Origin of the sequence: Blastococcus saxobsidens, assembly GCF_002938435.1 — a bacterium.
Lineage (GTDB): Bacteria > Actinomycetota > Actinomycetes > Mycobacteriales > Geodermatophilaceae > Blastococcus > Blastococcus saxobsidens.
The window spans coordinates 27,995-50,701 of sequence record NZ_POQT01000013.1 but is presented as its reverse complement, the minus strand read 5'-3'; the positions used below and the strand labels follow the sequence as shown (position 1 = coordinate 50,701).

19 protein-coding genes and 1 pseudogene are annotated in these 22,707 nt (G+C 69.8%); 11 read left to right on the top strand and 9 right to left on the bottom strand.

Going from position 1 to position 22,707, the window contains the following annotated elements:
* The first annotated feature begins 2 nt into the window (after nucleotides 1-2).
* From C5507_RS10080 to C5507_RS10070, 3 genes are all read left to right on the top strand, one after another.
* Nucleotides 3-1,868 (top strand): HNH endonuclease signature motif containing protein, encoded by a 1,866-nt coding sequence (locus C5507_RS10080; RefSeq protein WP_158657558.1) that lies wholly within the window; start codon nucleotides 3-5, stop codon nucleotides 1,866-1,868.
* A gap of 364 nt (nucleotides 1,869-2,232) precedes the next feature.
* Nucleotides 2,233-3,807 carry an alkaline phosphatase D family protein gene (locus tag C5507_RS10075; protein WP_104528390.1) on the top strand — a complete coding sequence of 525 codons (1,575 nt, stop codon included), beginning with the start codon at nucleotides 2,233-2,235 and terminating at the stop codon, nucleotides 3,805-3,807.
* Nucleotides 3,808-3,878: 71 nt separating this feature from the next.
* Nucleotides 3,879-5,168 carry an endonuclease/exonuclease/phosphatase family protein gene (locus tag C5507_RS10070; RefSeq protein ID WP_104528389.1) on the top strand — a complete coding sequence of 430 codons (1,290 nt, stop codon included), beginning with the start codon at nucleotides 3,879-3,881 and terminating at the stop codon, nucleotides 5,166-5,168.
* 169 nt (nucleotides 5,169-5,337) lie between these two features.
* On the opposite strand, the gene C5507_RS10065 is transcribed toward C5507_RS10070, so the two are convergent.
* The 7 genes from C5507_RS10065 to C5507_RS23115 all read right to left on the bottom strand — a co-directional run bounded on the left by C5507_RS10065 (nucleotide 5,338) and on the right by C5507_RS23115 (nucleotide 9,886).
* Nucleotides 5,338-5,727, bottom strand: a complete 390-nt coding sequence (locus C5507_RS10065; RefSeq protein ID WP_242611086.1) for a type II toxin-antitoxin system VapC family toxin — start codon at nucleotides 5,725-5,727, stop codon at nucleotides 5,338-5,340.
* Nucleotides 5,728-5,732: 5 nt separating this feature from the next.
* Entirely contained in the window at nucleotides 5,733-5,969 is a 237-nt protein-coding gene (locus C5507_RS10060; RefSeq protein WP_104528387.1) for a FitA-like ribbon-helix-helix domain-containing protein, read from the bottom strand.
* Between the two features lie 75 nt (nucleotides 5,970-6,044).
* Nucleotides 6,045-6,290 (bottom strand): DUF7662 domain-containing protein, encoded by a 246-nt coding sequence (locus C5507_RS10055; RefSeq protein ID WP_104528386.1) that lies wholly within the window; start codon nucleotides 6,288-6,290, stop codon nucleotides 6,045-6,047.
* Entirely contained in the window at nucleotides 6,287-7,930 is a 1,644-nt protein-coding gene (locus C5507_RS10050) for a nuclease-related domain-containing DEAD/DEAH box helicase (protein ID WP_104528385.1), read from the bottom strand. Before C5507_RS10050 ends, C5507_RS10055 begins: the two co-directional genes overlap by 4 nt.
* Before the next feature lie 337 nt (nucleotides 7,931-8,267).
* The gene (locus C5507_RS10045) at nucleotides 8,268-8,639 is read right to left on the bottom strand and encodes a type II toxin-antitoxin system death-on-curing family toxin (RefSeq protein WP_104528384.1); all 372 of its coding nucleotides are present in this window, start codon (nucleotides 8,637-8,639) and stop codon (nucleotides 8,268-8,270) included.
* On the bottom strand, nucleotides 8,636-8,836 hold the full coding sequence (locus C5507_RS10040) for a ribbon-helix-helix protein, CopG family (RefSeq protein WP_242611371.1): 201 nt from the start codon (nucleotides 8,834-8,836) through the stop codon (nucleotides 8,636-8,638). The genes C5507_RS10045 and C5507_RS10040 overlap by 4 nt, the downstream gene beginning before the upstream one ends.
* A gap of 87 nt (nucleotides 8,837-8,923) precedes the next feature.
* A complete protein-coding gene (locus C5507_RS23115; RefSeq protein WP_104528382.1) occupies nucleotides 8,924-9,886 on the bottom strand; it encodes an Lsr2 family DNA-binding protein in 963 nt (320 codons plus the stop codon).
* A 381-nt stretch (nucleotides 9,887-10,267) separates the two neighbouring features.
* Here C5507_RS23115 and C5507_RS23110 point away from each other — a divergent pair.
* The 7 genes and pseudogenes from C5507_RS23110 to C5507_RS10005 form a co-directional block, all read left to right on the top strand.
* Nucleotides 10,268-11,113: pseudogene (locus C5507_RS23110) on the top strand (ADP-ribosylglycohydrolase family protein); the annotation flags it as partial.
* The gene (locus tag C5507_RS23400) at nucleotides 11,105-11,668 is read left to right on the top strand and encodes a protein-tyrosine phosphatase family protein (RefSeq protein WP_346193782.1); all 564 of its coding nucleotides are present in this window, start codon (nucleotides 11,105-11,107) and stop codon (nucleotides 11,666-11,668) included. The pseudogene C5507_RS23110 and the gene C5507_RS23400, both read left to right, overlap by 9 nt.
* Before the next feature lie 200 nt (nucleotides 11,669-11,868).
* Nucleotides 11,869-14,481 (top strand): Z1 domain-containing protein, encoded by a 2,613-nt coding sequence (locus C5507_RS10025; RefSeq protein ID WP_207225755.1) that lies wholly within the window; start codon nucleotides 11,869-11,871, stop codon nucleotides 14,479-14,481.
* Nucleotides 14,478-15,470: a PD-(D/E)XK motif protein gene (locus tag C5507_RS10020; protein ID WP_104528381.1), complete on the top strand. Its 993-nt coding sequence runs from the start codon at nucleotides 14,478-14,480 to the stop codon at nucleotides 15,468-15,470. Before C5507_RS10025 ends, C5507_RS10020 begins: the two co-directional genes overlap by 4 nt.
* Nucleotides 15,467-17,362, top strand: coding sequence for a hypothetical protein (locus C5507_RS10015; RefSeq protein WP_104528380.1), 1,896 nt, complete (start codon nucleotides 15,467-15,469; stop codon nucleotides 17,360-17,362). Before C5507_RS10020 ends, C5507_RS10015 begins: the two co-directional genes overlap by 4 nt.
* Nucleotides 17,359-18,252, top strand: a complete 894-nt coding sequence (locus C5507_RS10010) for a hypothetical protein (RefSeq protein WP_104528379.1) — start codon at nucleotides 17,359-17,361, stop codon at nucleotides 18,250-18,252. The genes C5507_RS10015 and C5507_RS10010 overlap by 4 nt, the downstream gene beginning before the upstream one ends.
* Nucleotides 18,249-19,037 (top strand): DUF6339 family protein, encoded by a 789-nt coding sequence (locus tag C5507_RS10005; RefSeq protein WP_104528378.1) that lies wholly within the window; start codon nucleotides 18,249-18,251, stop codon nucleotides 19,035-19,037. Before C5507_RS10010 ends, C5507_RS10005 begins: the two co-directional genes overlap by 4 nt.
* A gap of 8 nt (nucleotides 19,038-19,045) precedes the next feature.
* On the opposite strand, the gene C5507_RS10000 is transcribed toward C5507_RS10005, so the two are convergent.
* Nucleotides 19,046-19,462: a very short patch repair endonuclease gene (locus C5507_RS10000; protein ID WP_242611087.1), complete on the bottom strand. Its 417-nt coding sequence runs from the start codon at nucleotides 19,460-19,462 to the stop codon at nucleotides 19,046-19,048.
* 199 nt (nucleotides 19,463-19,661) lie between these two features.
* Here C5507_RS10000 and C5507_RS09995 point away from each other — a divergent pair, with 199 nt between their 5' ends.
* Complete coding sequence (locus C5507_RS09995) at nucleotides 19,662-20,774, top strand: DNA cytosine methyltransferase (protein ID WP_242611088.1); 1,113 nt, start codon at nucleotides 19,662-19,664, stop codon at nucleotides 20,772-20,774.
* A gap of 29 nt (nucleotides 20,775-20,803) precedes the next feature.
* Here the strand turns inward: C5507_RS09995 and C5507_RS09990 are convergent, their stop codons facing one another.
* Nucleotides 20,804-22,696: an ATP-binding protein gene (locus C5507_RS09990; RefSeq protein ID WP_104528376.1), complete on the bottom strand. Its 1,893-nt coding sequence runs from the start codon at nucleotides 22,694-22,696 to the stop codon at nucleotides 20,804-20,806.
* Between the last annotated feature and the right edge of the window lie 11 nt (nucleotides 22,697-22,707).

Sequence of the window (22,707 nt, the reverse complement as noted above, 5' to 3'; positions counted from 1 at the left end):
ACGTGTTCGACGACGCGGTGGTGCTGACGCCGGAGGAGTACGACTCCTTCGTCATCGCCTGCCTCGAGACGGAGTTCGACGCCGCCTACCCGGATCCGGCCGACTTCGTGCGCGACGACCACCAGCGGTTCCTCGACTCACGAGCGCGGTTGCTGACCTCCGGAGCAGCACACCTCGACGACGCCGTGGCGGCCGCGAAGCAGCTGTCGCGCGACGAGGCGGTCCGCGTCCGCGCGCTGGCCGCCTTCACCCGCAGCCGCCCGGCTGCGATGTTCGACCGCGTTCCCGGCGAGCAGGGTGCCGCGTCCGCGACGTCGCGGGCGTCCCGGCCGGCCGCACTCACCGAGGTCAGCGAGTGGGCGGTCGACGAGGCGGCGGCGACCCTGGGCGTCTCCGGTCGCGCGGCCTCCCTGATGCTCGTCGACGCGGTGACCCTGGTGGAGGGCCTGCCCGCCACCCTGGCCGCGCTGAGCGCGGGAGACATCTCACCGGCGCACGCGCGGATCATGGTGGAGCTGGCGGGTCCGGTGGCCGACCCCGCGAAGCGCCGGGAGGTCGAGGACGCCGTCCTGCCGCGAGCGGCGCGGCAGACCCCTGCGGCACTGCGGGCAGCCGTCCGTCGAGCGGTCGCCCGGATCGACGCCGGCGCGGCCGCCGACCGGCTGGCGAAGGCGGCGCGCGACCGGCACGTCCGGCTGGACGCCCGCGACGACGGCACGTCCACGCTCACCGCGCTGCTGTCGACGCCGGTCGGGCGGGCCTGCCGCGAGGCACTGAGCGCCTACGCGAAGGCGTGCGAGGTCGACGAGGACGGCAACCGCGATCCGCGCACCCACGACCAGCGGATGGCCGACTGCCTGGCCGACCTGATCCTGCGGCCGCACGCCGACCACCCCGCCGTGCAGGTGGTGCTCACGCTCGTCGCGGGCGTGGACACGCTCACCGGGCACGGCGCGGGGGCCGACGAACCCGGAGAGCTCGACGGCGACCTGGTCTCCGCGGCGCAGGTGCGGGAGCTGGCGTACCAGTTCGGCCTGCTGCCGCGGCCCGGGTCCACGCCCGCCGCCGTCGGTGACGCCCCGTGCTCCGCCGCTCCAGAAGCTCACTCCACCAGCCCGGTCGCCGAGTCCGCCGCCCCGGCCACCGACTCCACCTCGGCGGACGAGGACGACGCCCGGCTGGCCGCCCTGCGCCACGAGGAACTGACCGCGGCCGAGGAGCTGACCGCCGCGTACGCCGCAGGTGGCCGGTCGACGGGCACGGACACCGGATCAGCAGTACGGGCGGCGCTCACCCGCCTGCTGGACGCCCGCCGGCTGATCGACACCGCGCTCGCCGAGCGACCGCGCATCGCGGTGGTCGACCAGCTGAGAGGAACCCTGCTCTCGCTCACCGACAGCATCGAGCTCCGAACAGCGGCCGCCGCGGGAAAGTGCCTCGGTCCCCCGGGCGGCACGGACACCTACCGGCCGACCGACCCGTTGTACCGCTTCGTCCGCTTGCGCGATCGACGGTGCCGCTTCCCGGGCTGTCGGCAGCGCGCCCGGTGCTGCGATCTCGACCACCAGATGCCCCATCCGCACGGCGACACCGCGCACGACAACCTGGCGTGCCTGTGCGAGCACCACCACCGGCTCTCGCACCAGGCACCGGGCTGGCGCCTGCACCGCGCCGCCGACGGCGGTCTGGTCTGGACCCTGCCCAGCGGGCGGACGATCACGACCTACCCGCCGGCGTTCGGCAGCGACGACGGCGACACCCGCGTCGAGGCGCCGCCGCCACGGACCGGCCGTCAGCGGTACGACGACCTACGCACCGCCATCGCGAACAGCCGCCCGACCCCGCGGACCCCCGACATCCCGTTCTGAGAGCTCCGGCACCAGCGACCTCGACCGGCACGGACCGCCGCGATCGCAGCCGCCCGAGAACGGCGGACCACCAGCGACAGGCCGTGGAGGGCGCGGGTGCCGATCAGGGCGTCCGGCCGCAGCACGTGGCGGTAGGCGCCCGCCTGTCGCGAAGCCCGGCCACATGAGAGCCACCCGCCGGCCCTCGGCATCGAACCGGCGGACCGGCGGATAGTTCATCGGCGCGTGCCCGCGTTCGCGCGACACGGGTACCCACGGCGCTGCCCCGTCTTCCGACTCCGTTCGCCCGTGCGTCGTCGGGCCGTCGCCTCGGGCCGGGAGCGTGACCGGCATCCCGCAACGCGTCATCCGAACGGAGCCGACGATGCCCGATCCCACCCCGCCTCCCCCTTTCGATCCGGTGCTCTCCCGCCGGCGGCTGTTGCAGACCGCAGCCGTCGTCGGCGGAGCAGCCGGCCTCGCCACCCTCGCCGGCCCGGCCCCGGCCGCGTTCGGCAGCCCTGGGATGCGTGTGTCCCGGCCGGAGGTGCGGTGGGGGGTGCAGAGCGGCGACGTCACCGCGTCCTCGGCGGTCGTGTGGTCCAAGACCGACCGTCCGGCCCGGATGCTGGTCGAGGTGGCCGCCACGGAGAACTTCCGCAGCCCTCGCGGGCGGTGGAGGGTCGACGTCGGCCCGGACACCGACCACACCGGCAAGGTCCTGCTGGGCGGTCTCCCCGCCGGCACGGAGCTGTTCTACCGGGTGCGCTTCGCCGAGCACGGCAACGCCGGGCACGCCAGCGAGCCGCTCGTCGGCACCTTCCGCACCGCCCCGGCCGACCGGCGCGACGTCAGCTTCGCCTGGTCCGGCGACGTCGCCGGCCAGGGCTGGGGCATCAACCCCGACACCGGCGGCATGACCGGTTTCGAGGCGATCCGCCGGCTGGACCCGGACTTCTTCCTGCACTCCGGCGACAGCATCTACGCCGACGGGCCGCTGCAGGAGCGCGTTCCGCTCCCCGACGGCACGGTGTGGCGCAACGTCGTCACCCCCGAGAAGAGCAAGGTCGCCGAGACCCTCGACGAGTACCGCGGCCAGTACCGCTACAACCTGCTCGACGACAACGTCCGGCGCTTCGCCGCCCAGGTGCCCCAGCTCGTCCAGTGGGACGACCACGAGGTCACCAACAACTGGTATCCCGGCGAGGTCCTCACCGACGACCGGTACACGGTGAAGGACGTCGACACCCTCGCCGCCCGCGGCCGGCAGGCGTTCCTCGAGTACATGCCGATCGGCGGGGACCGCATCGACCGGACACTGTCCTACGGCCCCCTGGTCGACGTCTTCTCCCTCGACCTGCGCACCTACCGCGGCCCCAACTCCGCCAACCTGGCGACCGGCGGCCCGGAGACGCGCATCCTCGGCGAGGACCAGCTCGCGCGGCTGGGCCGGCAGCTGCGCTCGTCGCGGGCGCTGTGGAAGGTGATCGCGTCCGACATGCCGATCGGCCTGGTCGTCCCCGACGGCCCGGTGAACCAGGAGGGCATCGGCAACCGGGACCCGGGGCTGCCGCTCGGCCGCGAGCTGGAGCTGGCCCGGCTGCTGTCGGAGATCAAGCGGTCCGGCGTCCGCAACGTCGTCTGGTTCACCGCCGACGTCCACTACACCGCAGCCCACCACTACCACCCGGACCGGGCCGCCTTCAGCGACTTCGACCCGTTCTGGGAGTTCGTCTCCGGGCCGCTGCACGCCGGAACCTTCGGCCCCAACGAGCTCGACGGCACGTTCGGTCCGGAGGTCGTCTTCTCGCGCTTCGCGGACCGGCCGAACCAGCCACCCAGCGAAGGCCTGCAGTTCCTCGGTCACGTGCACGTCGACGGGGCCAGCGGCGTCATGACCGTCCAGCTGCGCGACGTCGCGGGCAACGTCGCGCACCAGCAGGTGCTGACACCCGCCTGACGGCAGGCACCCCGGGCCGCCTGCACGCGCAGGTGCGGCCGACATCCGATGCACGACCCCTTGGAGGTTCGATGTCCCACCCACGTCCCGCCCGCCGGCGGGCGGCCGCCGGTGCCGCACTCGCCGGCGTGCTCACGCTCCCCGTGCTGCTCGCCGCCCCGGCCGCTGCCGCTCCGCAGGAGCCCGTCACGTTCTCGTCGTTCAACGTCTCGATGTTCCGCGCCACCGAAGGCGAGCTGGCCGCCGACCTGGCCGACGCCGACGACGAGGCGCAGGACGTCGAGGTGCGCAACGTCGCGGAGATCATCCAGCGGCAGCGGCCCGACGTGCTGCTGCTCAACGAGTTCGACTACGACGCCGGCGGCCTGGCCCTGGAGCGCTTCCAGGAGAACTTCCTGGCCGTCGGGCAGGGCGGTGCCGCGGCGATCGACTACCCGTACGCGCTCGCATTCCCCTCCAACACCGGTATCGCCAGCGGGTACGACCTCGACCACGACGGCGAGGTGGGGACGTCCGGTCGCGACTACGGTGACGACTCCTTCGGCTTCGGCGAGTTCCCCGGGCAGTACGGGTTCGTGCTCCTCTCGCAGTACCCGATCGACACCGACGCCGTCCGGACCTTCCAGGAGTTCCGCTGGGCCGACATGCCGGGGGCCCGGCTGCCCGACGACCCCGGCACGCCGGAGCCCGCCGACTGGTACTCGGCCGAGGAGCTGGAGGTGTTCCGGCTGTCGAGCAAGAACCACGTCGACGTGCCGGTCGAGATCGGCGGCCGCACCGTGCACGTGCTGGCCAGCCACCCCACCCCGCCGTCCTTCGACGGGCCGGAGGACCGGAACGGGACGCGCAACGCCGACGAGATCCGGTTCTGGGCCGACTACGTCAGCCCCGGCGAGCAGTCGGGCTACATCTACGACGACGCGGGGGTGCACGGCGGGCTGCGGCCCGGTGAGCCCTTCGTCATCATGGGCGACCTCAACGCCGACCCCGCCGACGACGGCGGCGGCGTTGACGGGGCGGCCCGGCAGGTCACCGACCACCCGTTCGTCCGCGACCCGCTCCCGGCCAGCGAGGGAGCGGCCGAGGCCTCGGCGCTGCAGGGAGGCGCCAACGAGGCGCACGCGGGTGACCCGGCCTACGACACCGCCGACTTCAACGACAACGGGGTGGGCAACCTGCGGGTGGACTACGTGCTGCCCTCCCGGCCGCTCCGCGTGCTGGACGCCGGGGTCTTCTGGCCGGCGGAGAGCGACCCCCTGTCGCGGCTGACCGGGACCTACGACCGGCAGTACACCAACGGCTTCCCCAGCTCCGACCACCGCCTGGTGTGGGTGGACGTGGCGGTGCCGGGCGCCCGGTAGCAGCAGCTCGGCCGACGCCGGCCAGGCCCAGGGGATGCCTGGGCCCGGCCGGCGTCGCGTCGGTGGCAGGCAGGCGCGGCGCCGACCGTCGTGTTCACACGCTCACATCTGTCGCCGGGCGCTGCCCTGCCCGTGCAGACACGAACTCATCCCGGGGCCGGCCGACCTCTCACGCCGTCGGGAGTCGGAACGAGCACCGGGGGCCCGGCGCGGCGGAGAGGCGCCGATCGAGCGTCCACAGCGGCGCATCGAGCGCCTCGGCGAGTGCGACGTAGGCGGCGTCGTAGGCGGTGATCCCGGGATGCAGCTCCCACACACGGTCGGCCAGTGACTCGAACGGAAAGCACGTCACTGGCAGCTCGACGAGGTCACGGTGGGCGAGTGCGCCGACGTCTGCACCGAGCCGGCCGGTGAGGACAGCACGCCGCAGCACGTTGGACACCTCGACGTACACGTGGTGCGGTGCCGCGAGGTCCTCGGCGCGCAGCCCGGCGCGCGCCCACGAGCCGTCCGGCCCGCCATCGATGAGCGCGGCGACGACGGCGGACGCGTCGACCACGATGGTCACCTGCGGTCGGCGTCGCGCAGCTCGACGACCGCGTCAGCGGACAGCCGGCTGCCGGTGGCGAGGACGCGGTGCTGGACGCGGTCCCACAGGGCCTCCGGGCTGGGGCGCTGTGCCAGCGCCATCAGCTGCCCACGCAGGTACTCCTGGAGGGACTGACCGGCTCGCGCCGCGCGCGCGGCCAGCTCGTCCCGGGTCTCGTCCGGCACGTCGCGGATGGTCACTGACACCGGCATGCATGCATATTAGCAGCGCTGGCAGCAGATCGCCTCGATGCGCCCCGCCCCGCAGCGGGTACATCCGACGTCCACTCACGCTGCTCGCCGGAACCGCACGCGCAGGGACCGCTGATCGACCGCATCGACGACCCAGCCTGCGTGCAACCATGCGCGCGCGTGGACGTGCGTCGGATCGTTGGCCCACCAGGCACGGTGGCGACCGGCGGAGGCAGGTAGCGAGGCGCCGAGGAGCTCCTCGACGTCGGCGAACCCGAGGGTGGCCTCGTCTCCCCTCCTGGGGTCGCGCAGCCACTGCTCGAGCGGGTCGTACTTGCTCACGTGGGAGTCCCTGCGAGCCTGCGGGCTACGGCCTCGCCGCCGACCCGCCGGATCAGGTCCATGTCCCCGCAGACGACGAGCAGGTCGCGGGCCCGGGACAGCGCCACGTAGAGCATCTCCTTCGCGCGGGCCTCGTCCCGGAAGCCGTTGACCGCCAGCACGACGGCCGGTCGCTCCAACCCCTTGAAGCCGAGCACGTGGCCGTAGAAGACGTCGTCGTCCTGCCAGTAGGTGGCCCAGTAGGCGTCCTGCCCCTCGGCCTGCCGCTCCACCTGCACCGGATGCCGCCGATGCGTGGTCAGCAGCGCCACCGACTCCGGCGGCCACCCTTCCTCGAGCAGCCCGTCCGCGACGTCGTCGGCCGCACCTACGGCGTCCTCCGATGCGCACTGGACGAACCGCACCGGCACTCCGGCCTGGCCGCGGATGCGCATCTGCTCGGGCGCGAGGCTGGAGAAGGTGCCGGCGATCTGCTTGGTGTTGCGCAGGTTCTCGTTGAGCGGGATCGGCATCAGGTCGACGGTCGGCCGGCCCTGCCGCGCGAAGATGCGCTGCCCCTCGTCGGAGAAGACGTACAGGCAGCCGGTGGCCGGCGCGCGCAGCGCCGCGACGACGGCGTCCCACCAGCTCTGCGCGAAGTCCTGCCCCTCGTCGATGACGATCGCGTCGAACCGCTCGCCCTCCGGCAGCGCCGCGGCCAGCTCCACCATCGCGGCGGGCAGGCGCTCCTCCCAGTAGCCGCTGTCGTCGTCCGAACCCGGCTCGACGCCCCAGCCGATGCCGAGGTTGTGGAAGGTCCCGACGTACGCGGGCCGCTGCCGCTTCGGCAGGGTCTCGACCCGGCGCGTGAGGAACTCGGCGAGGCCGCGGGAGTAGCACATGATCGCCACGCGCTGGCCGTCGGCGGCGAGCCGGCGGGCCTTCTCCACGGCCAGCCAGGTCTTGCCCGAGCCGGCACCGCCGCGGATCTCGACCCGGTCGTAGGCCGCCAGCAGGTCCAGCACCTTGGCCTGGTCCTTGGTCAGCAGGTCGCAGGCGGCCTCGCGCTCGGCCAGCTCGGCCAGCAGGTGCTGCTGCGGGATCGCCGCGCCGGCCAGGCAGTCGACGAGCACGTCGACGTCGTCCGGCGTCGGCGGGTCCGGCTCGTCGCGGACCTTGGCCAGCGCCGCCCGGATGCGCGCGGCGGCGTGCGGGACGTCGGTCGCGTCGATCGCCATCCACCGCGCCAGGCCGGGGGCGATGAAGTCATCGGGGAGCGTGGTCGCGGGCACCGCGACGAAGTGGGCGGTCCGCGGGCGGCCGGCAGTCCAGCGCGGGTGGTCGCCCAGGTACTCGCAGAGCAGGTACTTGCAGGCGACCGCCTGGTCGACGGGCCGGATGACGGTGTCGACGCCGAACTGCTGCTGCCGCCACTCGCCCCGGTCCAGCGAGACGCTGCCGCCCTTGACCTCGACCACGGCGACGCCCACCCCGGGCCAGCCCACGATCAGGTCGGCCTCCCGGTCCTGCCGGCCGTCGCTGAAGCGGAGGTTGCAGAACAGCGCGGCGTCGTCGGGCAGCTGCTCGCGCAGGGTCTCGACCAGCAGCCGCTCGGCCGCGGAGGCGAACTGCGGCTCGTCGGGGAACAGCCGTGCGGTCACGAGCGCGCCCCAGGGAGGTCGGCCATCTCCACGTCGACGACGGCGACGGTCACGACGGCTCCTCTGTGCTCGCGGCCGGACGTCGACCGAGGGGTACGGGCTGCGCCGACCCTGACACAGCGGGACGACAGAACCGACGGTTCGGGGCCGGTCCGGTCCGCTCCCGCCACATGCGTTTCACAGCCAACTCGCGGGCGACCGGGCACGGCGACCAGCGCCGGTTGACCAACCGACGTGGAAGCGGGCGCGGCACGCCACTGCCACTACACCGGCGACTCGCGTGTCTTCAGCGACGGCCGGAAGCGGCTGCAGGCGCGGCCCGCCCCCTGAGGACCTCTCAGCGAGGAAGGACCCGGAGACGTGAGGCGATCGCCTCGACGTCGACACCACCGGCCGCCACGTCCATCACGAGTCCGAATGCTGCGTCGTCTTCCAGGTCAGGGGCGTGGCCGTTGAGATCGAGGAAAACCGCCGTCGCCAGCCAGCCCAGCCGCTTGTTGCCATCGACCAACGCGTGGTTCCGGACGATCGAATGCAGGAGCGCCGCAGCCTTCAGCGGAAGCGTTTGGTAGGCGTCCTGCCCGAACGCCTGCGCACGGGGGCGGCCCGCCGCGGAGTCTAGGAGTCCGATGTCCCGAATCGGACCTGCTCCCAGTTGCCGGGTTAGCGCCAGCAGGTCCTCGATGTCCAGGTACTCGACCTCGCTCACGCTGTGCCGAGGCGCTGCAGGACATCACCCCATTGCTCCATGAGCCGCGCCGAGCTCTCCTGCACCCGGGCGGCGTGACCGCTGCGCGCGTGCCGCTCCAGGACGGCACGCCGGACGATCTCCTGTCGCGAGGTGCCCTCTGCCTCCGCGAGGGCCGCAAGGGCCTTCTCCAGCTCGTCGTCGATGCGCAAGGTCATGGCCACGGAAAAACGATACCAGGGTGATACCACTTGTGGCGGTCTTGAATGGGTTCTGCCGCTGCGCGCCCACAGACGGCCTACCGGTCACCCCGCTGAGCGATGGTAGCGACGGAGGAGGTCGGCCGGTATCCGGCCGCGATCGCTGACGTCGATACCCTGCGCCCGGGCCCAGGCGCGGATCTCCGACGCGGAGGCGGGCCGGGCGGGCACGGGCCGGCCGGCGGCGAAGGAGTTCTCGACGGCCTCGGTGGCACGGGCCGCGCCCAGCTCGGCCAGGCACGCACCGAGCCAGCGGTAGGTCCACTCCTGCGCCAGCGGGCGGGTCTCGCAGAAGACCACCGGCACCGACGGGAAGCGCGCCTGGGCCTCGGCCAGCGCTTCGGCGACCCGGGCACCTGGAGTGTGCGGGAGCTTGAACAGCCGGCTGTAGCGGTCCTCGACCACGACGGCGGCGCGCGGCAACGCCGTCAGCTCGGCGAGGGCGTAGGTGAGCTTCTGCGACAGCAGGCTGCCGGCGAGGTCCTCCAGGGTCTTGCGCTCGACGGCGGCGACCACGTCCCCGTCGAGCTCGACGGCGTAGTCCCCGGCGGACAGGCGCTGCCGCCGGGTGGTGGCCTGCTGGGAGCCGAACGCGTAGGGGTACTTCTCGCCGCTGTCGACGAGGATGTCGAGCACCTGACCGTGCGCGCGGGCGGTGGGCAGGTGGACGCCGGGCCGGGCCTGCTTCGCCGTCCGCGGGGACTGCCAGAAGATGACCTCGCGGCCGCGGGCCCGGGTGATGACCAGTTGCGAGCGGTTCTCCCGCGCGCGGGTCAGCACCAGGTCGATGGCGGGGCCTCGGCGGGAGCAGGAACGGACGGGATGCCGTTCGACGATCTCGGCGTCGGCCGGCCACTCCTCGGCCCGGTGGCAGTACACCTTCGTCGCCCGGGGCCACACCTCCCTGGTCTTGACGACGACGCCGGCCGGGCCCAACGGGATCCGCACCAGGTAGGGCAGCGTGGAGTCGGGGTCGGGGTTGCGCGCCACGAGCAGGTCGTCGAACACGGATCAAGCCTGGCACGGCAGGTCGCGCGGGCGCCGTCGCCCCGAACGCCGTCGAGGCGGGGACTACCCGTCCGGGTCGGCAGCTCGGTCTCGATTTCGGACCACGGCCTCTCGGTCCGTGCGCCGCCGCGTTCGGACGAGATGACCAGGCGTCCCCGGCCAGGCGCCCGGGTCGCGGTACACCTCGGTGAGCAGCCGGGCGTCGAGCGCCTGGCTCGCCGGCCAGGACGCGATCGCCTGGCCGGGGTGGTCCACGCCCCGGCGCATGCCTCAGGACGGTAAGCCGGGGGGGTAGGTCGGGAGGTCAGCAGCGAACGTAGAACCGTGGCGGTTGACTTCGGATCAGCGCACCGCTGCGCTCACCCGTGGGGAGGAGAGTTCATGGCCACGCGCATGCACCGTTCGCACCGGGTCGCCGGTGCGCTCGTCGGCTCCGCCGTGGGCGACGCGCTCGGCGCCCCGTTCGAGTTCGGCCCGCCGAGGCAGTTCTCCGCCCGCTTCCCCTCCCCCACCCGCGGCTCGAAGACGGAGATGTGCGGCGGCGGCTCGTTGGACTGGGAGCCGGGCGAGTTCACCGACGACACCCAGATGGCGCTGCTCGTGGCGACGTCCCTGGTGGAGCGCGGCGGCCTGGACGAGGCCGACGTCTTCGAGCGGTTCTCGGCGTGGGCGGCGGCCGGTCCGCCGGACATCGGCAACCAGACGCGCGCCGTCCTCGGCTCCGGCCGGCCGTGGGACGTCGCTGCGGCCGAGCACTTCTCCCGGTCCGGGCACGCGGCCGGCAACGGCTCGCTGATGCGGACGACGCCGGCGGCCATCCGGTTCTCGCGGGACGGCCGCGAGGCGACCATGGACGCCGCCCGGCGCATCTCGGCGCTGACCCACGGCGACCCGTCGGCCGGTGAGGGCTGCGCGATCTTCCACGAACTGATGCGGGTGGCGCTGAACGGAGCAGACCCGCTGGCTGCCATCCCGTCCGCGCTCGACGCGGTGGCCCCGGAGCACCGCGAGCGGTGGACGACCGTGCTCGCTCCGTCGTGGACGCCGGCCTGAGCCACCGAGTCGAACGGCGCGGTGTGACCGACCCTCGGCCAGGCGGTGTGGGCGCTGCGGAACGGCCGCGACTTCGCCGAGGTGCTGCGGCTGGTCATCGACCTGGGCGGTGACACCGACACGGTGGCCTGCGTCGCCGGCGGGCTGGCCGGTGCGGTGTTCGGCATGGGCGCGATCCCGAGCCGGTGGGCGTCGGCGGTGCACGGGCGGGTGCCCGGTCACGGGGATCGCGTGTGGCGGCTGGCCGACCTGCAGCAGCTCGCCGCCTCGCTGGACGGCGGGGTGCAGCAGAACTACGACCCGGGCGTGATCCCGCGGATCGGCCCGACGGAGGTGCTGCCCGGCATCTGGGCCGGCAACCTCGACGGCGCCCGAGACAGCGAGGAGGACTTCGCCGTCATCTCGCTGTGCCGGCTGGGCGAGCCGTTCCCGCACCCGGTGCACCGGATGGCCTACATCGCCGACAACGAGCACAACGCCGACCTCGACGTCATGCTCGCCGACGTCCTGGACGACATGGCGGCGCTGCAGGAGGAGGGGCACCAGCTGCTGGTGCACTGCCACGGCGGCGCCTCGCGCACCGGGCTGGTGCTCCGCGGCTGGCTGGTGCGCGAGCGGGGCATGTCTGTCGAGGAGGCGACGGCGCGCGTTGCCGAGCGCTGGCCGCACCTGGGTCTCTGGAACGACAGCTTCACCGCTGCCTTGGATCGCCTCGCTCGACCGGCTTGATCCGCCGCATCCATGAGGCTCTCCGCTCGAGCCCATGCATTACGCGGGCGCCAGAACATGAAGCATGTCCTGCGACAGGAAACCCTTCTGTCTCACCAGCACGCCTCAGCCCCAAGTGCCATCTGTCCGGCTGGTCACCACTGAGTAGTTGCAGTTCGTGACTACCCTCGCCTCGACGCACCTACGGAAGGGGGCTCGTGGTGACAGCCGCAGGGGTCACGCAAGAGCAGGTCGACGAGCTCTACAAGGTCTTTCAGAAGTTCACTCAGTCGATGACGCCGCACGAGGCCGTGAAGAACCTGCAGTTGTTCGGGGCGAACGACGCGATGATCCGCGCGGTTCGCGAACGTCACGAGGCGGAGAGCCTGCGCATCCGAAACCTGGATGAGCCTGCATCGGTGCACCTCGACGGGCGTCAGACCTGGTACACGGGCCCGGACATGGAGAACGACCGGAACTGGCCTGCGCTCATGGCATCGATGAAGCGCAAGGACTTCGGCGACGAAAACGTCACCTCGATCGACAAGTCCTCCACGAAGATCGTGGCCCTTCTGGACCACCCGAAGCAGGACCGGTACCGGACCCGGGGCCTCGTCGTCGGCTACGTCCAGTCGGGCAAGACGACCAGTTTCACGGCCGTCATGGCAAAAGCTGCGGACAAGGGCTACAAGCTCTTCATCGTCCTTTCCGGCATCCACAACACCCTTCGGCGGCAGACCCAGATCCGACTGGTCAAGGACCTCGTCGACGCGAACCCCGGCCAGTGGCACCAGGTCACCAACGAGGTCCGCGACTTCACACCGCCCCCGAACCCGAAGGCCTTCTTCGCCGCCAAGGACCAGCATCTGCTCCTTGTGGTGAAGAAGAACGCCGCAGTGCTGCGGAAGTTGCGCGATTGGCTCGCCTCTGCCGGCGAGTACTTGGATCAGTGCCCGACCTTGATCATCGACGACGAGGCCGACCAGTCGACGGTCGCGACGGCGAAGATCAACCCACTGCTCTTCGACGTCCTCGACAAGTTTCCCAAGGTCGGGTACGTCGGCTACACGGCAACACCATTCGCGAATCTCTTGATCGACCCGTCAGCGGACGCGGACTTCTATCCACGGGACTTCATCGTCAATCTTCCGAAACCGCTCGGCTACCACGGCACTGAGGTGCTCTTCGGCCGCGACCTGTTGGACGGCGAGGATCCCGCCGATCTGCCGGGTGGTCACGACATGGTGCGCCTGGTGCCGGACGAGGAGGTCGACGACCTCAAGCCGCGGAACAAGAAGGAGGCCGCCGGTTTCCAGCCGGCGATCACCCGGTCCCTCCAGGCGGCGGTCGAGTGGTTCTGGCTCGCGACCGCAGCGCGTCGGGCACGGGGCGTTGGCAACCCTCATTCGACGATGCTTGTTCACACGACGACCGAGACCTCGGTGCACGAGGCCTTCAAGGCGCCATTGGAGCACCTGCAGCAGTCGCTGCTCGAGCGGCTGCGCCGTACGGACGAACGCACCCTGGATCGGCTGCGCTCGACGTGGGAGCGGGAAACCAGCCTTGTGCCGGCCACGGATCTCGGCGAGAAGAAGGTCCCGTTCGAGACGCTGCTGGCTCACCTCGAGAAGGTCGTCGGCGAGACCAGGGTCGTCATCGACAACTACCGCAGCAGCGACCGTCTGAACTATGAGTCGGGCCCCGTCACCGCCATTGCGGTGGGTGGCAACACCTTGTCCCGCGGGCTGACGCTGGAAGGCCTGGTGTCCAGCCTTTTCGTCAGGGCGGTGTCCGCGTACGACACGTTGCTGCAGATGGGGCGCTGGTTCGGGTACCGGAACGGCTACGCAGACCTTCCCCGAATCTGGATGACCGAAGAACTTGGCATGTGGTTCAGCCACCTGGCGACGGTTGAGGCGGACATGCGTCGCGACATCGATCGCTACATGCACAACCCTGCGGAGACCCCGCTGACGTTCGCCGTGAGACTCCGGTCCCACCCGCAGATGGCCATCACATCCAAGGCCAAGATGAAGTCAGCGGTTCTCGCGCACGCAAAGTACGGCGGAATGCTCGTGGAGTCCCGCTTCTTCGACGTGACCGAGCGCGGACGCGAAGTACTCGATACGAACGCACGAGCTGCGCGGAACCTGATTGGTGCGTCCCAACAGCATGGCGTTGCGGAAACTGCTCCGCGACCCGAGACGGCCCTGTTCACGGCAGTGCCCACGGACGACGTGGTTGCCTTCTTGCAGACGTATGCCTTTCACGAACGCTCGGAGGAGGGGAACCGCGGACGGCTGATCGACTACATCACGAAGCGGGCGCGCGCTGGCGCCCTCAACCGGTGGAGCGTCGCGGTGGTGGGGAACTCGCAGGCAACCTCGGCCACCCCGTCTTGTGATCTCGGCTCGGGCGTAACGGTGCGCATGGTCAAGCGTGCCCGCCTGGGCCAGCCCTCGGAGACCGCTTTCGACGGCGTCGCCGACATCAAGACCTTGTCCAGCCGCAGGGACGAACACATCGACCTGAGCACTGACGGCGCCGACGCCGGCTCCCGCCAGCGCATCCTCGATCTTCGTCAGGAGCAGCGGCCGGGTGAAGGCCTCGTCCTGATATACCCGATCGAACCCCGGTCGGACACTGGCAAGGGCGGACGTCTCCCCCTGGACGCACCGACCGAAGACGTCGTGATCGGCATCGCGCTCCTCTTCCCGACGCCCCGTCCCGGCAGTGAGGACTCCGAGGTCGAGTACTACAGCGCAGACCTTTCGGGGGTGCGCGTGGAGGAGGAGGACACCTCCGTCCTCGACTACGACGACGAGGCCGCGTGAGCGTCAGCACCCGGGATCTCGACCTAATCTGGAACGCCGCAGCCGGTCGCCCGGTGGTCACCAGCTTCCGCGCGGCCTCGGTGGGAGTAGAGACGCCGCAGGGGCCGGTCCAGGCAGGGCTCGACGCGAAGGGGCATCGACACCTGCTCGTGCCTCTCGGCGCCCGGCACACGCTTCAGGAAATGCTCGACGGTGACGCCGTCGTCCTCCGCCGACGGGCGCTGGAGGACGAGAACAGATACCAGCCCTATGCCTCTCTGGAACTGGTCGACGAAGGGCTCGAGGACTTGTTCAAGGCGCTGTGCGTCGAGGTCGTCGAACGCATCGCCGCGACACCCGACCGGGCCGTCGCCGCGCTTCGCGAGGTGCTGAAGGAGTGGCGTGCGCTGCTCGCAGGCAACGGCCGCCCCCTCAGCGCCACGGCGCTGGCCGGCCTCTTTGGAGAACTACACCTGCTCAGGGCCGCACTCCGCCGTGACCTCGGCGCCGTGGTCTTCTGGACCGGTCCCAACGGCTCCGCCCAGGACTTCCACCATGGCCGCCACGCCGTGGAGGTCAAGACGACGACTGCTCCGGAGGGGCGGTCGATCCGCATCCACGGGGCGGACCAGCTCGACGTGGAGGCGCCCGGCCGACTCCTGCTTCGCTGGCTGAGAGTCCGATCCGATCAGGGCACGTCCGTCCCGGAGCTGGTGACGGAGATCCTGGACCTGACGGACGACAGCACCACCTTTCGATTGCTGCTCCACAAGGTCGGATATCGCGAGGCGGACCGACAGGTCTACGACCGCACGAGGTTCGAGTTGCTCGAGGAGCGGGTGTACGAGGTGGGCCCCGGATTCCCACGCGTCACGCCGTCGGGGCTGACCGGCGACGCCGCGGCCGCCGGGATCGGCCCCATCGACTACACACTCGACCTGGACACCCCCTCCGCGGACGCAAAGCGCGTGGATGTGGACCCCGCTGACTTCCTGACGGACGCCCCGTGATCACACCTCGTTGGTGGTCCCAGCCCTTCCCTCCCACCGGCGCCATCGCGTCGGAGGGCATTCGTAACCAGCTCGGCCGGCCGCCGGTCGATCCCCTGACGGTCTTCGTCCGAGAGACAGCACAGAACTCCTGGGACGCCCGCCTGCCCGACGTGGAGACGGTGTACCGCCTTGAGTTGACGACGGTCGCGCCTACCCATCGTCCGACATGGGAGCGACTGCTCACCCCGCCGGCCGGCGTGCAGGAACATCTGGGCGTCGGACGTGCCGTACGGACGCCCAACCTGCGACTCCTGTCGGTGGTCGACCGGGGCACAAAGGGGCTTGGTGGCCCGACCAGGGCGGACCAGCTCGCGGACGGGCGACGCGACTGGATCTCGTTCGTGCTCAACGTCGGCGAGAAGCGGGACACCACCCAGGGCGGCGGCACGTACGGCTACGGCAAAGCCGTCCTCTACCGGCTCTCCCGTGTGGGCACCATCCTCGTCTACACCCGCACGGCAGACGAGCACGGAGAACTCTCCTCCCGTCTCATCGGGATCGCGCTCGGCAGCTCCTTCGACAACCGCGGCCGCGTCGACACCGCGAGCCGGCCGTTCACCGGGCGGCACTGGTGGGGGGACGCCCGTGACGACCATGTGGAACCGCTCCTCGGGGAGCACGCCGACGAGGTCGCCCGGTCGCTGGGACTCACTCCCTTCGGCCCCGGGGAGTCCGGTACGACCCTGGTCGTCATCGACCCCGACCTGGACGAGTTCGACGACATGGACCACGCGGCACGCCACCTGGCCGACACGATCGCGTGGCAGCTCTGGCCGATCATGCTCCCCGAGCGCGGTGCCCAGCGCCTGACCCCGGAGGTCGTGTCCGCCGGGGTCACTCACCCGGTCCCCGACCCGTCCCGGACCTACCCGCTGCGGATGTTCGTCGCGGCGTACCGCGGCCTGAAGTCGAACGCCGCAACGACTCTCGAGAGCGGCAACCCCAGGAAGCGCCTCGGCCGCTTCGCGCTCGAGCGGGCGGTGGTCGTGCCGATGACTGCCGGGGCCGCATCGATGGCCGCCGGATTCGCCGGGGTTGAGGGCGATCCGCACCACGTGTGCCTGATGCGTTCTCCCGAGCTCGTCGTCCGCTACTACGAGGGACCGACCACCAGCTCGGTGCACAGCGTCTATGCGGGCGTCTTCCGCGCCGACGACGACCTGGACGAGGTCTACGCCGCCTCTGAACCCCCTACGCACGACAACTGGGTCTACGAGCAGTTGACCGGCCCTGACCGGACTTTCGTCCGGGTCACCTTCACCCGCCTCCGGGAGCAGCTCGCCGTCTTCCGAGCACCGGTACAGGCGGCAGTCTCCACCAGGTCGCGCACCGCTCTGGGCGCCGCCAGCAGCTACCTGGGAGGCCTCGTCGCGGCAGCGTTCGCAGAAGCGCCGGAGAACTCGACCGCTTCGGCGGGCGTCCGCCGTTCCCAGGGCGCTGCGATGGCCGGAGGCACACGGCCCGAGTCCTCCGGTGCAGTCGACAACCGACGGTCGGCCGCCGCTGGCAGGGCGCGAGTGACGACACTCGTGGAGCCCCACCTCGAGGAAATCGAAGGAGCACTCGTGGTGGTCGCTCGGTACGGCGTCGACGCCCCCGGTCCTGTCCGGTTGGAGGCCCGCCTCGCCGTCGCGACGTGGGAGGGGCGTGAGGACGAGCCCCCGGCAGGAGCCGAGCGGCCCCGCGTCAGCCACTGGAGCACCCCCGACGGCGTCGTCGCGGGGGACTCGTGCACGTTGGTCGGACCGGCCGAGGTGGACCTCGTGGTGACCCCCGTGCCGGACACCGCGACCGAGATCGGCCTCATCGCGACGCCCTCGGCCGACACCGTTCCTGCGGGTGCCACGTGACGCGCGTCTTCCCGTTCCTGCGTCCGCCCGGCGACGTCGTGACCGTGGGCCCGTGGTCGCGCCTCACCCCCGACGGAGGGGAACCGCTACCCGACACCCTTACCGACTGGGACTACAGCACCACCCTGTCCCTGCACCGACCGCTGAAGGTCGATGGTCTCCGCCTGCGCCGGCTCAGCGGCCTGCCGGAGGACGCGGCCGTCGACCTGAGCGTCCAATGGTTGGCCACCAGCTCGGCGCTGCGCGGGAGGGCCTGGCGCGCCGAACTCCCCGCCGATGACGCCTCGGACCTCACCATCGATTTCTCGCTCCCCGGGGACGACCTCGGAGGGACGCTAGAACTCATCACCAGCGTCACTCTCCGACGTCCCGCTCCAGGGGCATCCATGGCAGCGGCGACCCGGCCCGGAAGCGTCCTCTGGTCGGACCGGCAGCGCGTGCTCCTCGAAGGCGAGAACACCCTCTTCCCCATCGCGACCGCTGACTTCCACGACCTGCCGTATCCCACCGGCGCCGGCTGGTACCTCCACATCGAGGAGGACCTCGAGGCGGCCGCACTCGGTTCGATTCTGCTGGTGGTCAACGAGCGACACGACGTCGTCATGCGCGCTGTCGAGGCGGCGTCCTCCCCGACGGACGCCGATATGCGGGTCCTCTCTGCACTGCGTGCCGACGTCCTTCGAGTGCTCGTCGAACGAGCCCTCACGAGCGAGGACCTGACGGAGGACAGCGACTACCCCATCGGCTCGCTCGGCGCCCTGCTCGTCACCGTCGTCCGCAACGCCTTCCCCGCCTTCTCCATGGAAGCGCTGCGGCGAGAGCGACAGACGGCGCCCGCCCTGTTCAGCAGCCGGATCCAGGAGGCCTCCCAAATGATGGTGAGCCCGTGAGCGTCCTATATCCCCGGCTGCTCGGCGACGCCGCGAAACGCCTCCATCAGGAACACCTGCAGTCGTCGATCACCGAGCTGAACGCCCGGCACGCCCTGCGCCATCCTGCGGCCGTCTTCGCCGCCACGGGCGGCCGACGCATCACTCAGGAAGAGCTGCAGCAGCTGCGCGACGACGTGCTCGAGGTCGCGCGCCGCGCCGGCTTCCCCGACGAAGGCCGGCGTCAGGACAGGGTGTCGTTCGACCTCGAGGTTGCACGACTCCTGCACGAGAGGTGCGGCCTCGTCGCCGGCGAGGCCGCCGTCCGACCGATCTGGGCGTTCCTGGCTCTGGTACTGCTGCCCGACGTCTCCTACTGGCGCTACCCGCGGCCTCCCGGGGATCGCGTCCTCGGCACGGACATCACGCGCCATGTCTGGGGACGACTGTGGTGGCGCGCCCACCTACTGGCCTTGCCCCGGGAGTACGACCGGTATCAACTGCTCGAAACCTTCGGCGAGGCCGCCTTCGACCAGATTTTCGCCCGTCGGAGATCGATCGGCGGCAGTCGAGCGCTCGTCCGCACCATCGCCGAGATCTGGCCCGCAGTGGACCACGGGCGGGTTCCCGAGCGAGAGGTCCTCATCGACGTGCTGAAGCGCCTCTCCCGGTGGGGGGCCGTCGTGGAGTTCGAGTCGCTGGACGACGACGAACTGCGACGTCAGGTGCTGGACGCCGCCATAGAGTCGGCCGCGCGCCTGCGCGCACAGGCACCGTCCGCAGGCCCACGGCACGCCGGCGTCTGATCAGGTCGCTAGGTACTCCTGACCGCGTGCTCGATGACGTCGACTGCGGCAGTCGCGTCCTCGTGTTCCCAGAAGCGCAGCACGGTCCACCCCAGCCCTTCGAGGTGCTCGTCGGTGTGCCTATCGCGCTGCTCGTTCCGCTCGAGCTTGGCGACCCACCACTCGCGGTTGGCCGTCGGAGTAGTGGCGTGCTCCGGGCAGGAGTGCCAGAAGCAGCCGTCGACGAAGACGGCGACCCTCCGGCGGATGAAGACCATGTCGGCCCGCCGTCGTGGCAGTCCAGGAAGCGGAGCATCCACGCGGTAGCGCAGCCCCCGTCGGTGGGCCTCCCGGCGGATGGCGACCTCAGGGGCGGTGTCCCGTCGTCGTGACCTGCTCATCCGCGCCGACACGCCGGGGCTCGATGCCGGCGGACGGTCGGTCACCGTGCTTCCCGCCGCCGTGTTATCACCGCCTTATCCTGCGCCCTACTGACGGGCAGACTCGTGGACACCCGTTCCAGCACCGAAGTGTCGGCCGGCGCGCTTACCGTTGCCCCTGGCTCGCGATCGATAGGGTCGCGACAAGGAACGCGGGCGCCAGCTACAGGCGGCCGCGCCGGTTGGAACGGTGGGGGCTACCTCGGTGCACGAAGCTGACCGCGAGGCGCATGCGAGCCAGTCAGGCGCCCGACCGCTGCGGGTGATCGACCTCTTCGCCGGCTGCGGAGGTCTCACGGCCGGGTTCGCGTCGACGGGTCGATACACCCCCGTGGCCGCTGTCGAACACGACCTCGCGGCAGCCTCCACGTACGCCGCCAACTTCGGCGAAGACCACGTCTACTGGGGCAAGATCGAGGACTGGGTCAAGGGTGACCTGCCGGAGGCGGACGTCGTCGTCGGCGGGCCCCCGTGTCAGGGCTTCTCGAATTTGGGCAAACGAAGCCCCCTCGATCCTCGAAACGAACTGTGGCGTCACTACATGGAGACGCTCATCGCCGTCCGCCCGAAGGCGTTCCTCATTGAGAATGTCGATCGCTTCGGTGCGAGCGATCAGTTCCAGATGCTCCAGCAGGAGACCCTCTCTGGGGGCCTGCTCGAGGACTATCAGATCGACGCGCGAGTCGTTCGCGCCACCGACTTCGGGGCTGCACAGCTCCGCCGCCGGTTCATTGTCATCGGAACCCATCGGGATCTCATCAAGATCCCAGTCCCCACCGGATCGGTGCCGAAGGACGAGTGGAAGACGGTGCGACAGGCCCTGGAAGGCCTCGCGCCGGACGTGGACCCCAGGGATCAGCTGCTGCCTTCGGCGACGACGCAGTACTTCGGGAAAATCGTTCCCGGCGTCTTCAAGTCTCCCGACCTCCACATCACCCGCAATTACACGGACAAGTCGCTAGAGCGCTTCGGGCACATCCGCCCTGGTGGCAATCGGCTTGATCTGCCGGACCGCCTCAAGGCTCCGTGCTGGATCGGCCATGACAAGGGCTCCATGGACGTCATGGGCCGGATGCACTGGGACCGCCCCTCCGTGACGATCCGCACCGAATTCTTCAAGCCCGAGAAGGGCCGCTACCTGCATCCTGACGAGCACCGCGCAATAACGCATCACGAAGCCGCCCGCCTCCAGGGGTTCCCCGATGAGTTCCAGTGGTGCGGTAGCAAGATCGACATCGCTCGACAAATCGGGAACGCCGTGCCCGTGGAACTAGCGCAGGGACTAGCCGTCCATTTAGCCACGGGATTGACGGACTGAGAAGACCGAATCAGAGACGGCTGAAGCCCTTAGTCCTCGCGTTCACCGAGCGCCTGGATCAGGCTCTTAAGTGAGATCACGTGAACCACCGCCTCGCCCGCGGTACTGAGCGTGGCAATATGCGTGACGCCCACATACTCTGAGTCCTCGGGACGAACCGTCGTGACCTCGACCGTAAGCCCACCCTGGGTGTAGGTGGCCTTGCTGGCTGACCAACACACTAGCCACCTGATCTCACTCCAAGTCTTCAACTCCCGCACTAAATCAGGCAGCATCTCGCCGAGATCATACTTGAATTCGGCGACTCCCTCGAGGCTACGTCCAGGCAGCGCCCCATCACTTGCGGGCAAGAGCTCGCGTATCTCCTCCGCAACCTCTTCAGGGGTGTACGTCAGATAACTGTCATACACGTAGGAACCACTGAAGAAGACGGGACGGAAGTGCCCTAGAATGCTGGCGCCGCGCATCTCGTTGAACAGTGCCACGACATCCTGCTCTTCTCTGGGCTCCGAGAGATAGCGAAGAGTCGGCAGTCCCTCCGCCGTCTGCACAGAGAGAGGATCCGACTTCCGAGCCGTCGCCTTGACCTTAGGGTCCTCGTAGTCGATGGACTTCCCCGACCGCGTCGTCGGGATCAGGAACGCGGCCCCTTCACGCGCAATATCGTCCGCAAGTGGATTTTCCAGAACGTTTAGCAGTTCCAGAATCTGCGGCGGATAGTCTTTGCGTCCGAGATCCGGCTCCACGCCATTGAGGTGGACGATTAGCCAGATGCGTTCGACGTTGAAGCCGCGATGACTCAAGCTGAGATCCCGCTGCCACGAGGAGATCATCCCATCCGTGGCAACACGAATGCTAGGACCAATTAGTCGCCGGTTCATCGGAACCGTCCAACTCTTGCTCAGAGTGTCCTTATATGCAGCACTGTAGCCTGCTAATGCATAGGCGGTTACTGAATGCTTCCTCAGCAGGACCTCAACGGCGGCTCGGTCCGTCAAAAGATCGCCAACGCCAACGACGTCTGGGACCATGGTCACAAGCTTATCCGTGCCATAGAAGCGGTAGGCAGCCTGGTGCTTCTTCCGTAGGCGCAATGGCGGCTCGACCCCCGGGGATGACGCTAGGTACGCCCCGACATCGATAACCTTTGGCCCTTTACTCAGACCGAGGTGGGGGAAGCGGTATGTCGTCTTGAGCTCGCAACTGCTCAGCGCTCCGTCCGAGCTACGCCAGTCCAACTGTGCGTCAAACGACGAGGAGCCGAGCGTCGAACCCTTCGGATAAACTCCGATAGCAGTCTGCGTCTCCAGAACTGTCCTGCTGTAGTCGCGAGAGGGAAATGTGCGAGCCAGGTTTCGTGGTTCGGTTTGATCGCTGACCTGAATTGTCAACACTGTTCCGGTCTCACGCAGCCGTCCCTCGTCGGGTCCTAGCCGGGTGAGCGCAGCGATGGGCGGAACGTCCAGGTCAGGATCTTCCACCCATTGCCGCGCATTCTCGATCCGAACACGATAGTGTTCTTGAGTTGTTCGGGACTCTAGTTCGAAGTAGTTGAAGCCGTACGCCAGAAAAGTCAGACCGACTCCCTTATGGCCCCGGGATAGGCCGTTCTTGAACAGGGTTGCCTTTTCGGTCATATCAGGCGCCAATAGCCGCTTCACGTTCTCGACGGAGATCCCACGACCGTTGTCCTCGACCGAGACCTTGGCATTGCTGCAGTCGATGCCAACGACTATTCGGCCTCGGTCCACCGCTCCTGACCGGACGGCTTCGTCAACCTCATCGACCGAGTTCTGCGTTGGCTCCGCGAGGATATCCGCCGGGTGGTTATAGCTCCGGATAATATTCCGCACTCGCTGCTTTATGGCTGCCTGAAGGAACGCCGCCTCGGCGCCCGCGAGCGGATCGAACGGTTCAGTCATCTCTATAGCTC